The following is a 14,108-nucleotide window of genomic DNA, read 5'->3' on the forward strand; positions in this document are numbered from 1 at the left end:
AGTCGTGTCATTCTAAGTAAACGGTATTGAGGCTAGGTGCCGGTGATCTCGTCGGGGGTCTGCGGCAGGGACGCGGTCCGCACCTGGGCGGAGTCGAGATCGACCGCGTGCAGCGCGTTGCTCGCCGGGTCCGTGACGTAGGCGGTGTGACCCTGCACGTACAGGGCCGGGCGCGGCGACTGCCACTCGTCGGGTTCGGTCCACGGGGCGAGGACGTCGATGCGCCGGACCGCCGCGCCGCTGTTCTGGTCGATCACGTGCAGCGCGCCGTCGGTGCCCAGGACGAGTGCCTCACCGTGGGGGCCGCGCCCGAGCGAGCGGAACGTGTAGCTGGTGCCGAGATCGACGAGCCGCAGCTCGCCGGTGCGGGTATCGGTGAGCGAAATACGCTGGGGTCGTTCGAGTTCTGCGTCCGGATCGCTCTTGTAGTCGCCGAGAACGACGGGGGATTCCTCGGATCCGGCCTGGTTGCCGATCCGGCCGTACGGGTCCGGCGAGGTGACCTTGGTGATCGTGCCGTCACGGTAGACGAGCAGGCCGTCCTCGCAGCCCAGCACGACGGTCTCGTCGGCGGCGACGGCCTCGCCGTGCACGCCGGGGCACTGCTCGTTGCGGGTGACCTCCCGGCGTTCGGCGTCGAGCACGGCGATGCCGGTGCGGGACTCGCTGTCGCCGAGGGTGACGATCAGGCTGCCGTCGGCCAGCGCGACCGCCACGCCGTGGTGCGCTTCCGGAGTGGTGTACGTGTCGGTCCGGGGCTTGCCGTCGGCGAGCCCCGCGGGGTCGAGGATGTCGATGCGGCCGGTGCCGTCGTCGAAGAGCACGGTCCGGCCCGCGTGCCGGACGACGTGCCCGGGCTTGGTGGCGGCGAACTCGACGTCGGTGAGTGCCGGAGTGCCCGCGTAGTGGTGCGCGTGGTCGCCGTGGGGTTCGGACCAGCTGCCGGTGTCGAGGACGCGGAAGCCGCCGGCGGTGGAGACGAACACGTGCCGGCCGTCGCCGGCGGGATTGAGTCGGTTGAATCCGTCGAGCGGCAGATCGGCGACGACGTCGAGGTCGTTCGCGTCGAGGACGAGGACGCCCCCGTCGTAGGTGAGGGCGAGCCGGGGCTCGGCGGCGGCGACTTCGGCGGGCGCGGCCGAGGTGGTGGCGGGCGCGGCGGTGTCGTCGGCGGTGGAGGTGGCGCAGCCGGCCAGGAGCGCGGTGGCGCAGCCGGCCAGGAGCACGGTGGCCAGCCCTGCGGTGAGCGCGAGGCTTCGGGAGGACGTCATGCCGGAACATCTACGCCTTATTGCAAACGAATGTCAAAGTCTATTATGCGAATGCCTGCATCCGCGACACGCGGCGGCAGGAGGGAGGCGTCCGTACGCGACGCCGTTACCATCGACCGATGGACCCGGTCCGCAACCCGTACGCTCCCGGCGCGGGGCAGCGTCCGCCCGAGCTCGCCGGCCGGGCGAAGCAGCTCGACGCCTTCGACGTGGTGCTCGAACGGATCGCCCGCGGCCGACCCGAACGCAGCGTCGTGCTCACCGGGCTGCGCGGCGTCGGCAAGACGGTCCTGCTCAATCAGCTTCGCTCCGCGGCGATCTCGCGGAGCTGGGGCACCGGCAAGATCGAGGCCCGGCCCGATCAGGACCTGCGCAGGCCGCTGTCGTCGGCGCTGCACATGGCCGTGCGTGAGATCGCTCCGGCCCACCCGCACCCCGAATCGGTCGAGTACTTCCTCGGCGTGCTGAAGTCGTTCGCGTTGCGGGCGACCGCGGACAAGGGCATGCGCGAACGGTGGCAGCCCGGCATCGACGCCCCCGCCGTCAAGGGGCGCGCCGACACCGGGGACCTCGAGATCGATCTCGTCGAGCTGCTGATCGACGCCTCCGGGCTCGCCCGCGACGTGGGGGTGGGCATCGCGCTGTTCGTCGACGAGATGCAGGACCTCGGCGCGGGGGACATCTCCGCGATCTGCGGGGCGTGTCACGAACTGAGCCAGGACGCCGCGCCCCTCATCGTGGTCGGCGCCGGCCTGCCCCACCTCCCGGCGGTGCTGTCCGCGTCGAAGAGCTACTCGGAGCGGCTGTTCAGCTACCACCGGATCGACCGGCTCGACCGCGGCTCCGCCGACGTCGCGCTCCTCGCGCCGGCCGAGCGCGAGGGCGTGACCTTCACGGCCGAAGCGCTCGACGCGCTCTACGAGACCGCCGACGGATACCCCTACTTCGTCCAGGCCTACGGCAAGGCGACGTGGGACGTCGCGGCGACGACCCCCATCACTGCCGACGACGTGCGGGTCGGCGCGCCCGCCGCCGAGGAGGAACTGGCCGTCGGGTTCTTCGGCTCCCGGTACGAACGCGCCACGCCCGCCGAGCGCGAGTACATGCGCGCGATGGCCGACCTCTCCGGCGACGACGGTCCCGTCGCGACGTCCAAGATCGCAGCCGAACTCGGTCGCAAGCCGGCGTCGCTGTCGCCCGCGCGCGACGGACTCATCAAGAAGGGGCTCATCTATTCCGCCGAGCGGGGCTTCATCGGATTCACCGTGCCGCACTTCGGACGGTATCTGCGCGCTCAGCACGACTGAGCTGCAGTCGGATTCGCTGCAGGGCCCGGTGCTGGGCGATGCGGACCGCGCCGACCGACGTGCCGAGCAGCGCGGCGGTGCGTTCGGCGCTGTAGCCCTGCAGGATCCGCAGCTGCACCACGCGGCGCTGCTGCTCCGGCAGCAGTGCGAGTTGCCGGCGGACCGCGGACCGCAGTTCCTCGTCGAGGACGCCCTCCTCCGGTCCGGGGCCGGCGACGTCGTGCAGCGGTGTCACGGTGCGCGCGGCCTTGCGCCGGACGTCCGCGACCTTGTGCGTGGCGATGCCGAAGGCGAAGCGCAGCAGCGACGCACCGCGATCCTGGTAGCGCGGGAGCGCCCGGGTCAGGGCGAGGCACACCTCCTGGGCGACGTCCTCGGCGGGGGTGTGCGCGCGGGCCCCCTCGTCCATGCGTGCGGCGCAGAAGTTCAGCACATGGGGGCGAACGGAACTCACCACCACGCCGACGGCGTGCGGTTCACCGGCGACGGCGCGCGGTACCCATCGGCGGAGCAGTTCCTCGGTTTCGATGCGGTGCACGGGGTGTCCTCTCGGGCGGCGGAAGGTGGGGAGTTCCACCATCCGTCGCCCGGGCGCCCCGGGCCAGGACCCCTGGGGTGGTTACTCCTCCACCCACCGCACGGTGTCGTCCAGGCTCGCCCGGTCGGTGCGGCAGGTGTTGGCGGGGTGGCTCTCGTCGGCGTATCCGAAGGAGATCGCGCACACGATGTCGCGCTCGGTGGAAATGCCGAGTTCGCGGCGGACGGCGCCGGCGGTCATCGCGACGGCGGCCTGCGGGACGGCGGCGATGCCGAGGGCCTGCGCGGCGAGGAGCAGGGTGGCGACGTACCCACCGCAGTCGACCGCGCCGTAGGTGCCGAGGGCCTTGTCGGTCGTGACGATCGCGACGTGCGGGGCTCCGAAGAAGCGGTAGTTCTCGAGCATCTGCTCGGTGCGGCGGGCGTAGTCGTCGCGGGCGATGCCGAGGCTGTTGTAGAGGGCGTAACCGGCGCCGCGGCGACGCTCGGCGTACACCCCGCGGTACTCGGCGGGGCCGGGGATGTCCGGGTCGAGCCGACCGGAGGCCGCCTGCTCGTACACCGCGCTCCGTAGCCGCTCGACGGCGTCCCCGCCGACCAGGACGACCTCCCACGGCTGGGAGTTGCACCAGGACGGGGTGCGCTGCGCCATGCGCAGCATCGTCTCGATGTCCTCGCGGGGTACCGGTTTGGACAGGAACGCCCGGCAGGAATAGCGGGTGTCGAGCAGTGCCGAGAGCGAGGCGCCGTGGTCGATCGTCATGTGACCAGGGTCGCACAGGCACCTGTATAGCGCTCGTTCAGGCCCGTCGTGCGGGACCGGCGGTGAGGTAGTTCTCCCGGTCGAACCGCCGGGTCCGGAGCCGGTATCCCCAGGACGAGGCCGGCCACAGCGACCGGTTGACCTCGCCGCGGTCCAGGTACCAGCTCCGGCACCCGCTGGTCCACACGGTGCCCGACGAGCGTCGGCGCATCTCGTCGGCGAACTCCCGCTGCGCGGCGGCCCGCACCTCGAGAGCGGCGCCCTCCCGGTCGGCGGCGTCCATCGCGGCGGCGACGTAGCGGAGCTGGCTCTCGATCATGAACAGCAGCGAGGTGTGGCCGATCCCGGTGTTGGGACCGCCGAGCAGGAACGCGTTGGGGAACCCGGCCACGGTCGTGCCCAGGTGCGCCGACGCGCCGTCGCGGCCCCACCGCTCGAGCAGGGTGCGGCCGTCGCGACCGACCACCGGCAGGCCCGCGAGGGCGGCGGAGACCCGGAATCCGGTCGCGTACACCAGGACGTCGACCGCGTGGTCCCGGCCGTCGGCGGTGCGCACGCCGTGCGGGCGCAGTTCCGCGATCGGGCTGGTGACCACCGTGCTGGAGTCCCGAGCGAGTGCGGGATAGTAGCTGTCGGAGAACAGGATTCGCTTGCAGCCGATCCGGTGCCGCGGGGTCAGGACGCGACGCAGGTCCGGGTCGGGCACCTGCCGGTGCAGGTGCCGCAGCGCCCGGGACTCGAGGCGGGTGAGCCGACGGCCGGACCCGGTGAGCGCGGGGACGAGCGCTTCGCCGCGCCAGTACTCGACCGTCCGGCGCGCCCGGTGCGGCAGCGGCAGGCGCTGTTCGCGGCGCGGCAGCACCCAGGCGGGCGTGCGCTGGAACAGGGTGAGGTGGTCGGCGACGTCCGCGAGATGCGGAATCACCTGGGCGGCGCTCGCGCCGGTCCCGATCACGCCCACGCGCCGCCCGGGGAGGTGGGCGTCGTGGTCCCACCGGGCGGTGTGGAAGGCGGGGCCGCCGAAGGAGCCGTCGAGGCGGGGGACCTGCGGGACGTTCAGGGCGCCGGTGGCCAGGACGAGGAATCGGGCCGCGTAGTCCGGGCCGCGGTCGGTGCGCACGTGCCAGCGGCCCGTCGTCTCGTCCCACCGGCATCCGACGGCGGCCGTGCGGTACACGATCCGGTCGGCGAGTCCGTTCTCTGCGGCGAACGCGTGCAGGTGCGCGAGGATCTCGGGCTGGGTCGCGCGGCCGCGGGCCCAGGCGGCCTGGGGTGCGGACGAGTACGAGTACAGGGCGGGATGGATGTCGCACTCGCACCCCGGGTAGGTGTTGTCGCGCCAAGTCCCGCCGAGGGCGCCGTCGCGTTCGAGGACGAGGACGTCGCGTCCGCGTTGCCGCAGGTGTGCGGCGGCACCGAGCCCGGCGAAGCCGGCTCCGACCACGAGTGCTTCGGCTTCGATCACTTGAACAGTGTGCAAGTTGCGGGTTCACCAGGCAAATCGGGAAGTATTTCGCCTTCTTGCTCGTGTCCGAGAGTGCCGGATATTTCCCGATCAGACCACGTCCTCCTCGTTGCCCGGGGTGACGCGGCGCAGTCCCCGGTACGCGTCGGCGGGGGAGCGGCGGCCGGCCACGACGGCCTCGACCTCGGCGGCGATGGGCATCTCCACGTCGTACTCGCGCGCGAGTTCCATCACCGTCGGGGCGGTCTTCACGCCCTCCGCGACCTGGCCCAGCCGGGCCACCGCCTCGTCGAGGGTGAGTCCGCTCGCGAGGGCCTCGCCGATCCGGCGGTTGCGCGACGCGGGGCTCGTGCACGTCGCGATCAGGTCGCCCATCCCGGTCAGGCCTGCGAACGTCCGCGGGTTGGCTCCCATCACCTCGCCGAGCCGGGTCATCTCGGCGAGCCCCCGGGTGAGCACCATCGCCCGGGTGTTGTCGCCGACCCGCAGCCCCTCGGCCATGCCTGCCGCGATCGCGACGATGTTCTTGAGGACCCCGCCCAGTTCGCAGCCGAGGACGTCGGTGTTGCGGTACACGCGGAAGACCTTCGAGGCGAACAGCGGTTGCAGGGCCGCCGCGACGCGTTCGTCCGCGGTGGCCACCACGGCGGCCGCCGCCATCCCGTCGGCAACCTCTCCGGCGATGTTCGGCCCGGCCAGCAGTCCCACCGGGTGACCGGGCAGGCATTCGCCGATCACCTCGGTCGGTCGCAGGCGGGTGCCCGGTTCGAGTCCCTTCGCCAGCGAGAGGATCGGCACCCAGGCCCGCACCTCGTTCGAGATCTCGGCGAGGGTGGTGCGGACGGCGTGGGACGGCACCCCGACCACCAGCACGTCGGCCTCGTGCGCGGCCTCGAGGAGGTCCGAGGTGGCGCGAAGGTTGGCCGGCAGGGTTCGCTCGCCGAGGTACCGGGTGTTGCGGTGCTCCTCGTCGATCTCCCGGGCGGTGTCCGGGTTGCGGGACCAGAGCAGGGTCGGGGTGTTGCGAGCCGACAGTCCTGCGACGGTGGTACCCCACGAACCGGAACCGAGGACGACGACGCGAACCGGACGTGCCATGGGTTGTGGATCCTGTCTGCGCGGAGGGACGGTACGGCCTCAGGGTGTCAGTTCGCCCGTCCCGGCGCCGGATTTTCGCGGTTTGCCCGTCCTCTGTCGCCGTCGTCCCGCATGTGCGCATGCGCACACTGGCATGATTCATACCCCAGGGGGTATATTGACGGCAGATTCCGATCATCCCCCGAGGAGGACGCCCATGTGTTACCCCGTCACCTGCTCCAAGTGCGGAAAGACCGGCTGGGGCGGCTGCGGCCAGCACGTCGACAGCGTGATGAAGTCCGTACCGGTCACCGAGCGGTGCACCTGCGACCAGGACTCCGCTCCCGAGGCGAAGTCCGGCTTCTTCTCCTCGCTGTTCGGTCGCTGACGGCCGGCGGGTGCGTTCGCGCACCCGCCGGCCCGCCGGTGTCACCGGGTCCAGTCGTCCCGCTCGAGCAGCCGCGACACGAGCACCCCGGCCACCAGCCCCCAGAACGCCGCACCGATGTTCCAGAACGTCACGTTCGCGGCCGTGACGACGAACGCCACCAGCGCCCCCATCGTGTACCTCGAGGCGAACGCCGTCACGAACGCGCCCTGCAACGCCCGCAGCATCGCCAGACCCCCGAGGGTCGCGACGAACGCTGCCGGCGCGGCCGTCATCCACCGCACGAACAGCGGCGCGAACAACCCGAACACGATCGAGTACAGCCCGAAGCACACGGCCGCCGTGTACTGGCGGCTCCGCTCCCCGGACGCGGTGAGCAGCGCGTTCGTCGGGCCGGTCAGGCACGTCGACACCGCACCCACGCAGGCCGCGCCCAGCGACCACACCCCGCACGCGATCGTGGTGACGTTGATCGGAGGCCGGTGCCCGGCCGCCGTGAGCACGGCGATGCCCTGCCCGTTCTGCACCACCAGCACGGTGATCGCCAGGGGAATCACCAACTCCAGCAACGCCGTCCAGGTGAACACCGGTGCGGTGAAGACCGGCGACGCGAAGATGCCCGATCCGCCCGGGGCGGGCGAGAAGCGCCCCGACGCGGACACCGCCACCGCCCCGGCGATCAGCGCCCCCAGGATCGGTGGCAACCACCGGCCGATCCGCCCGAACGCGCTCAACGCCAGGAACGTCAGCACCATGGGCGCCGCGATCGCGACGTCCGCGCCGAGCGCGGCCACCAGGTCCACGCCGAACTTCAGGAAGACGCCCGCCACCATCGCCATGACGATCGGCATCGGCAGCGCCTCCATCACCCGTCGCACCAGTCCGGACGCCCCCAGCACCAGCACCAGCAGGCCGGTGACCAGGAACGCGCCGATCACCTCCGGCCAGGACAGGTGCCCCAGCGATCCGCCGACGAGGATCGTGCCCGGAATCGTCCAGGCGAAGCCGAGAGGCTGCCGGTAGGCGACGCTCATTGCGATCGTCAGCACCCCGTTGAGAACGAAGATCCCGAAGATCCACGACGCGAGTTCGGCCGCGCCGAGCCCACCGGCCGCTCCCGCCGCGAGGACGACCGCGACCGGGCCCGTCGACGAGAACACCAGGCCGATCACGCCGTTCGCCGCGTACTCGACGCCGAGATCCCGCAGCACCCGGCGCGGCCGGGTGAGGGGCCGGGCAGGCCGCTCGAGCAGATCGGTATCGCCGGGGGCAGTGGTCTTCTCGTCGACTGCTGTCATTCGCTTCCTCACTCCTCCTCACGGAACCGGGCGGCGAGCTCGCTGCGCGAACGGATGCCGAGCTTCGCGTAGACCCGGGTCAGGTGGTACTGCACCGTCTTCACCGACAGGAACAGCTCACCCGCCACGTCCTTGTTGGTGTTGCCCGCGGCCACCAGCGCGGCGACCGCCTTCTCCTGCGGCGTCAACGCCGCCAGATCCATGTGCGACCGGCGCGTACCGTCGCCGCTCGCCTTCAACCCACCGGCCTTGAGCTCGCGGTCGCAGCGCTGCACGTACGACGTCGCGCCGAGCGTCGCATACAGTTCCCGGGCGGTGCGCATCACCGCGTCCGCCTCCCGTCGCCGCCCGGCCCGCCGCAGCGTCTGGCCGTACGCGAAGTTCACCCGTGCCCGGTCGTACGGCAACGACAACGTCGCCAGGTTCTCGAGCGCCGCTTCGAAGGTCTCGCGTGCGGCGTCGATGTCCCCGCGCGCCCCGTGGATCCGTCCGCGCACGTATCCGAGCCGCGCCCGGGCGGACAGGTGCCCCCGCGAGCCGGCCAGGTCCTCGAACGGACGGAGGAACTCGTCGGCCTCGTCGACGCGTCCGGTCATCACGAGGGCATTCGCATACAGGTCCGGCCACGGCCAGAAACCCGGCTCCACCAACGCCTGTCGTCGATGCGCGGTGAGCGGCGCGAGGTGCCGCAGGACGCCGTCGTAGTCGGCGGCGACCTCGGCGCACTGGGCGGCCGCGAGGCAGGCCGGGACTACCATGACGGCGTAGTCGGTGGCGCCCGCGCGGCCACGTCGCAGGTGCTCGCGGGCCAGAGTCCAGTCGCCCCGCAGGGCATGCACCTGGGCACCCGTCCAATGCACCAGTGGCCGAAGCAGATCCAGGCCCGCGGTGTCGAGCTGTGCGGCGGCGCGGTCGACCGTGCGGACGGCGTCGTCCCAGGCGCCGAGCGCGAACTCGGTGCGGGCCAGCCACGCCTGCGCCCACAGCGAGATCCGGATCGATCCCCCGCGGAAGACCGTCGGTTCCGCACTCTCCAGTTCCGCTCGGGCCCGCTCCGGCTCGTCGAGCGCCAGCGCCAGCCAGCCCTCCGCCATGCGGATGCGCTGGCCCTGGGCGCCCAGCCGCACGCTCTCCGGCAGCGCGGCGTACGAGGTGCGGGCCTCGTCGACGTGTCCGGTCATGGCCAGGCCGAGCCCCCGGATCGCGGCCGACTCGACGGCGGCGGGCGTGTCCGCGGCGACGAGGGACGACGCACGGTCGGCCCATTCGACGAGGCCTGCCCCGTCGAGCCGGGCCAGCGAGTGCAGCACCATGCGCTGGCAGATCATCGCCCCCAGGTCCGGGTCCCGGGCCGGGTCCGGGAGCAGTTGCCATGCGCGGCCGAGGAGTTGGGCGGCCTCGTCCTGCCGCCCACGCTGAATGGCGAGATAGCCGAGCACCACGTCGCGCATGGAACCGTCGGGCGCGGTCTCGACGGCCGGAACGAACGTCAGCGCCTGAGGCAGGTCCGCCGCGCCGGTGAGCGCGTCGACACCGCGGATCAGCCGCTGCGCGCGCTGGTCGCGGTCGGGGCTGATGCCGCTCGCGACGATCAGCGCCTCGGCGGCATCCGACCAGGCGCCGACGGCGGCGCGGCGCCGGCCGTACCGGTCGAGGCGGTCTGCCAGGTCCGCGTCGGCGGTGGCGGTGGCGGACACCAGGTGGGTGAGCGCGGCCCCCTCGTCGTCGACCAGTTCGGCGGCGCGGGCGTTGAGGTCGCGCCAGCGGGCGGGGCCGATGTCGTCGGCGACGGCGGCGCGGGTCATCGGATCCGGGAAGACGAGGGTGACCGTGCCGCGCTGTTCGCGCCGGCGCAGCACTCCGGCGGTGTGTGCGGCGTCGAGCGCCGCGGTCGGGTCCGCCAGCCCGGCCAGTGCCGCCGCCTGGGTCAGGGTGCATTCCGGGCCGAGGACGGCCGCCGCCTCCACGAGGGCCCGGGTCTCGGCGGGGCAGCGGTCCAGCGTGCGGCGCACGGCACCCGCTCGTTCCTGCGGGGCCGGGAACCGGGCCTGCCAGTGCTGCCACTGGTCGCGGGGGATCTCGTCGAGCAACTGCAGAACCGGACGGGGGGTGCCGTGGGTGTGCTCGAACAGCCGCCGCGCGGTCCACGGCGACAGGTCCACCCCGATGCGGGTGAGGGCGAGCTGGGCGATGTCCTGCGGCCCGAGCGGTCCCACGTGCACGGAGACGGCACGGTGATGGTCGAGCACCTGCCGGGTGCTGTCCGGGATCGTGTCCGGCAACGGGTCCACGATCACCAGCAGGACGAGCAACTGCCTGCCGTGCGCCCGGCGGACGGCCGACGACAGGGCTTGCAGGGACTCGGAATCGGACCAGTGGGCGTCGTCGACGACGAGGACGGTGGGATCGTCCACCAGGGACAACAACTCGTGCGCCACCTCCACCGGATCACGTCCGGTGGCGGGGGCCTGCAGCAGTTGCTCGACGGTGCTCCACGCGCGCCGCGCCTCCCACGGGACACCCGCGGACGTGCGCAACTGCCAGTCGTCGAGCAGCTCGGTGAATCGTTGCACCAGAGCGGACTTGCCGATACCCGGCGGACCCTCGACGAGGGCGAGCACGGGTGAACCGGCTCGCGCCTCGCCGAGGTGACGGTCGAGCTCGGAGAGCTCCCGGGTACGTCCGACCAACATGGTGGGTTGAGTCACACTTCCACGGTAGTGGGGCTCGCCGCCGCGGCCTCCGGGGTTCGGGCAACGTACTGCGCACCCTGCCGGACGGGGACGAACACCGTCACCAGGGCGCCGGCCACGGCGATGCCGGCGAAGATGTAGAAGCTCACGTCGTTGCTCAGCCCGGCGCCGATGAGCAGGCCGCCGATGATGGGACCGAAGATGCCGCCGAGCCGGCCGAATCCGGCACACCAGGCGACGCCGGCACCGCGCGCGGCCGTCTCGTAGTAGTTGGAGACGAACCCGTAGATGAGCACCTGGGTGCCGATCGTGCCGACCCCGGCGATCGCCACCGCGGTCAGCAGGACCGGCAGCGGGAACCCGAAGGTGAGCAGGATCAGTGCCAGTCCGGCGAGACCGAACGTGGTGGCGATGACCGGCTGGGGGCCGCGGCCGTCGGCGATCCGGGAGGCCAGGAGGCCACCGATGATCGCGCCGCCGTTGAGGACCAGCAGGAATGCGAGCGAACCCTTCGCGTCGTAGCCGGCGTCGGCCATGATCTTCGGCAGCCACGTGTTCAGCCCGTAGGTCAGCAGCAGCCCGGCGAAGCTCATCAGTCCGAGCAGGGTCGTGCCCCACGCGTAGCGGCGGGTGGCCAGGGCGGCGAAGCCGACCTTCTCGGCCGGGGCCGGAGCGGCCGTGGGCCGCGGGAGGCCGAACTTGTCGCAGACCGCGGCGGCCTCGTCCGTCCGTCCGCGCGCCTGCAGCCACATCGGGGATTCGGGCAGCTTGACCAGGGCCAGGGGCAGCAGGATCACCAGGGGCAGTGCACCGATCCAGAACAGGCCCCGCCAGCCGATGGCGTCGCGCAGCACGATGGCGAGCAGGGAGGCGAGGACGCCACCGGCGGGGACGCCGCTGTAGACGATCGCGTTGAACAGGTTCCGCTTTCCGGGCGGGGCGAACTCGGCCACCACGGCGCCCGCGGTGGCGACGAGACCGCCGACGCCGATGCCGGTGAAGAAGCGCAGGATGCCGAAGGAGGTGATGCTGGTGGCCATCGCGGTAGCGCCCATGCCGACGGAGAACCAGACGATGTTGATCAGCATCATCTTCCGCCGCCCGATCCGGTCGCCGAACGCGCCGCTGAGCAGGGCGCCGACCATGACGCCGATGAGGGCGTACGAGCCGAGCGCGCCGCCCTGCTGCGCGGAGATCGCGCCGATCTGGGTGGGGTCGGCCATCAGTGTGGGCAGGATCGTCCCGTAGACGACGAGGTCGTAGCCGTCGAAGATGATCGCCAGCGTGGCGAGGGCGACGACCCAGATGACGCTGTTGCGGTGCCGGGGACTCGCCCAGGCGGTTGTGTTGTCGGCCATGTCGGCTCCGGTCTGTGAGTGCGGTCACAAGGAAAACGGGGCAGAAAGAGGGCCTCACCAGCAGGGGATCCCTGGCCTGCCGGTGAGGCCTGTGGCGGAGCTGGGGTGGCTACCCCGGATCGCCGCCGGCGACGGGAAGGACCGTGCCGGTGATGTAGGAGGCCTCGTCCGAGGCCAGGAAGGTGATCGCGGCGGCCTGCTCGTCGAGCGTGCCGTACCGCTTGAGCAGTGACGAGTCGACGGTCTGGTCCACGATCTGCTGGTACCAGACCTTCTCCTGCTCGCTCTGCGCGGCGGGGCCGCGCGCCACCCGGCGGGCGGGGGCGTCGGTGCCGCCGGGGGCGGTGGCGACGACCCGGATCCCGTGCGGGGCGGCCTCGAGGGCGAGCGCGGAGGTGATCGCGTTGACCCCGCCCTTGGCCGCGGCGTACGGGACACGGTTGACGCCGCGGGTCGCGACGGAGGACACGTTGACGATCGTGCCCGACCGTTGCTCGATCAGATGCGGCAGCACCGCGCGGCACGTCCACAGCGTCGGGAACAGCGACCGCTTCACCTCCGCCTGGATCTGCTCCGGCGTGTACTGCTCGTACGGCTTCGCCCAGATCGTCCCGCCGACGTTGTTGACGAGCACGTCGATGCGGCCGTGCTGCTGCCGGGCCTCGTCGATCGCGGACTGCGCTCCCTCGAACACCTCAAGGTCGGCGGTGACGGAGTGCGCCTGGAAACCCTTCTCGCGCAGTTCCTTCGCCACGTCGTGCACCAGCTCGGAGCGGTCGACGAGGATCACGGATCCCCCTTCGGCCGCGATGCGGGTCGCGACCACGAGGCCGATGCCCTGCGCGGCGCCGGTGACGGTGACGACCCGGCCATCGAAGCGGCCCGGATACACGGTGCCCACGGGCAGGAGGACGCTCACGCGATCTCCGCCTTCGCGGAGTCCTCGATGGCGCGACGCATCGTCGCCTTGGCGTGCTCGGCATGGCTGACGATGAGATCGCGGGCCGCCGCGCGGTCCTTGCGTTCGAACGCCCGCACGATCTGCAGGTGGTCGTGCGGAACCTGCTCGTCCACCCACTGCGCGGTGCGCAGCACCTTGCGCATCAGCTGCGTCACCTCGAGCCGGTTGTACGCCTCGAGCAGCACCGGGTTGCCGCAGCAGCGGAACAGGAACTCGTGGAAGGCGGCGTTGGTGTCGGTGAACGCGCCCGCATCGGTGAAGCGGTCGTGGTCGATCGACGCGGTCGACGCCTCGGCGAGAATCCGGAACTCCACGAGCTGCGCGTCGGTGAGCCGGCCGATGGTCAGCTCCAGCGCGCCGAGCTCGAGCGCCATGCGCGCGTCGAACTGGGCGTCGGACTCGGTGACGGGCGGGTGCTCCTCGCCGATCTCGTAGTTGTCCTGTGCCACGGGGTTCGCGGGCCCGAGCGAGACCGGCAGTCCGGTTTCGGCGGCGGCCTTCTCGGCCGCGATGCGCTCCGCCTCGGTGGGCTCGGGTGCCTGCCCGGCGGCGCCCGTCGCGGAGTTGTTGAACTTCTCGAAGAAGAAGTTGGCGGGCGTGAGACCCTCGCTGTCGAAGTGCGTGCGCACCGCCTCGACCATCGGCGGCGGCCCGCACAGGTACACGTCGACATCGCCGTCGTTCAGGTGCTTCGGCTCGAACAGCGACGTGACGTAACCCTTGTTCGCGGCCGAAGTGGCCGGGTCGGAGACGCAGTACTCGAACGTGAAGTTCGGCAGCGACCGCGTGTACTCCTCGAGCTTGTCGAGTTCGACGACGTCCTGATCGAACGAGGCGCCGTAGATCAGATGCACCGGCAGGCCGCTGTCCTGCTCCTGCATCCTGGCGAGGATGGCCAGGATCGGGGCGAGCCCGGTGCCGCCGGCGAGCAGCAGCGCGGGCCGCGTGCGCTCGCGCAGGAAGAAGCTGCCGAACGGACCGGTGAACTCC

At 71.8% G+C, this 14,108-nt stretch carries 12 protein-coding genes; 2 read left to right on the forward strand and 10 right to left on the reverse strand.

Annotated features, from left to right (window positions below; all coding sequences use genetic code 11):
- Positions 1-32: 32 nt before the first annotated feature.
- Positions 33-1,271, reverse strand: coding sequence for a zinc metallochaperone AztD (aztD, locus tag OEY_RS0127185; protein ID WP_010596880.1), 1,239 nt, complete (start codon positions 1,269-1,271; stop codon positions 33-35).
- Positions 1,272-1,390: 119 nt separating this feature from the next.
- Here aztD and OEY_RS0127190 point away from each other — a divergent pair, with 119 nt between their 5' ends.
- Positions 1,391-2,578 (forward strand): AAA family ATPase, encoded by a 1,188-nt coding sequence (locus tag OEY_RS0127190; protein ID WP_010596881.1) that lies wholly within the window; start codon positions 1,391-1,393, stop codon positions 2,576-2,578.
- Here OEY_RS0127190 and OEY_RS0127195 read toward each other — a convergent pair.
- The 4 genes from OEY_RS0127195 to OEY_RS0127210 all read right to left on the reverse strand — a co-directional run bounded on the left by OEY_RS0127195 (position 2,532) and on the right by OEY_RS0127210 (position 6,441).
- Complete coding sequence (locus OEY_RS0127195; protein WP_010596882.1) at positions 2,532-3,116, reverse strand: sigma-70 family RNA polymerase sigma factor; 585 nt, start codon at positions 3,114-3,116, stop codon at positions 2,532-2,534. The two genes, OEY_RS0127190 and OEY_RS0127195, sit on opposite strands and share 47 nt — an antisense overlap.
- Before the next feature lie 81 nt (positions 3,117-3,197).
- Positions 3,198-3,878, reverse strand: a complete 681-nt coding sequence (locus OEY_RS0127200; RefSeq protein WP_010596883.1) for a nitroreductase — start codon at positions 3,876-3,878, stop codon at positions 3,198-3,200.
- 37 nt (positions 3,879-3,915) lie between these two features.
- Positions 3,916-5,343 carry a flavin-containing monooxygenase gene (locus OEY_RS0127205; RefSeq protein ID WP_010596884.1) on the reverse strand — a complete coding sequence of 476 codons (1,428 nt, stop codon included), beginning with the start codon at positions 5,341-5,343 and terminating at the stop codon, positions 3,916-3,918.
- Between the two features lie 90 nt (positions 5,344-5,433).
- Positions 5,434-6,441, reverse strand: coding sequence for an NAD(P)H-dependent glycerol-3-phosphate dehydrogenase (locus OEY_RS0127210; protein ID WP_010596885.1), 1,008 nt, complete (start codon positions 6,439-6,441; stop codon positions 5,434-5,436).
- 196 nt (positions 6,442-6,637) lie between these two features.
- Between OEY_RS0127210 and OEY_RS31010 the strand changes: the two genes are divergently transcribed.
- A complete protein-coding gene (locus OEY_RS31010; protein WP_010596886.1) occupies positions 6,638-6,808 on the forward strand; it encodes a hypothetical protein in 171 nt (56 codons plus the stop codon).
- Positions 6,809-6,849: 41 nt separating this feature from the next.
- Here the strand turns inward: OEY_RS31010 and OEY_RS0127220 are convergent, their stop codons facing one another.
- From OEY_RS0127220 to OEY_RS0127240, 5 genes are all read right to left on the reverse strand, one after another.
- Positions 6,850-8,106: a benzoate/H(+) symporter BenE family transporter gene (locus tag OEY_RS0127220; RefSeq protein ID WP_010596887.1), complete on the reverse strand. Its 1,257-nt coding sequence runs from the start codon at positions 8,104-8,106 to the stop codon at positions 6,850-6,852.
- A gap of 8 nt (positions 8,107-8,114) precedes the next feature.
- A complete protein-coding gene (locus OEY_RS0127225) occupies positions 8,115-10,799 on the reverse strand; it encodes a helix-turn-helix transcriptional regulator (RefSeq protein ID WP_010596888.1) in 2,685 nt (894 codons plus the stop codon).
- Positions 10,800-10,810: 11 nt separating this feature from the next.
- Positions 10,811-12,157: an MFS transporter gene (locus OEY_RS0127230; protein ID WP_010596889.1), complete on the reverse strand. Its 1,347-nt coding sequence runs from the start codon at positions 12,155-12,157 to the stop codon at positions 10,811-10,813.
- Between the two features lie 109 nt (positions 12,158-12,266).
- The gene (locus tag OEY_RS0127235; RefSeq protein ID WP_010596890.1) at positions 12,267-13,076 is read right to left on the reverse strand and encodes a 1,6-dihydroxycyclohexa-2,4-diene-1-carboxylate dehydrogenase; all 810 of its coding nucleotides are present in this window, start codon (positions 13,074-13,076) and stop codon (positions 12,267-12,269) included.
- Positions 13,073-14,108: FCD domain-containing protein (locus OEY_RS0127240; protein ID WP_010596891.1), on the reverse strand; the 1,036-nt coding region annotated here is incomplete at its 5' end. The genes OEY_RS0127240 and OEY_RS0127235, both read right to left, overlap by 4 nt.

The sequence above is a fragment of the Rhodococcus sp. P14 genome (genome assembly GCF_000256505.1).
In the GTDB taxonomy this organism is placed as follows: domain Bacteria; phylum Actinomycetota; class Actinomycetes; order Mycobacteriales; family Mycobacteriaceae; genus Rhodococcus; species Rhodococcus ruber.

Bases quoted from the DNA above. Each gene is read 5' to 3' on its own strand.
- aztD (WP_010596880.1), bottom strand. From the start codon at position 1,271: ATGACGTCCTCCCGAAGCCTCGCGCTCACCGCAGGGCTGGCCACCGTG.
- OEY_RS0127190 (WP_010596881.1), top strand. From the start codon at position 1,391: ATGGACCCGGTCCGCAACCCGTACGCTCCCGGCGCGGGGCAGCGTCCG.
- OEY_RS0127200 (WP_010596883.1), bottom strand. From the start codon at position 3,878: ATGACGATCGACCACGGCGCCTCGCTCTCGGCACTGCTCGACACCCGC.
- OEY_RS0127210 (WP_010596885.1), bottom strand. From the start codon at position 6,441: ATGGCACGTCCGGTTCGCGTCGTCGTCCTCGGTTCCGGTTCGTGGGGT.
- OEY_RS31010 (WP_010596886.1), top strand. From the start codon at position 6,638: ATGTGTTACCCCGTCACCTGCTCCAAGTGCGGAAAGACCGGCTGGGGC.
- OEY_RS0127220 (WP_010596887.1), bottom strand. From the start codon at position 8,106: ATGACAGCAGTCGACGAGAAGACCACTGCCCCCGGCGATACCGATCTG.
- OEY_RS0127225 (WP_010596888.1), bottom strand. From the start codon at position 10,799: ATGTTGGTCGGACGTACCCGGGAGCTCTCCGAGCTCGACCGTCACCTC.
- OEY_RS0127230 (WP_010596889.1), bottom strand. From the start codon at position 12,157: ATGGCCGACAACACAACCGCCTGGGCGAGTCCCCGGCACCGCAACAGC.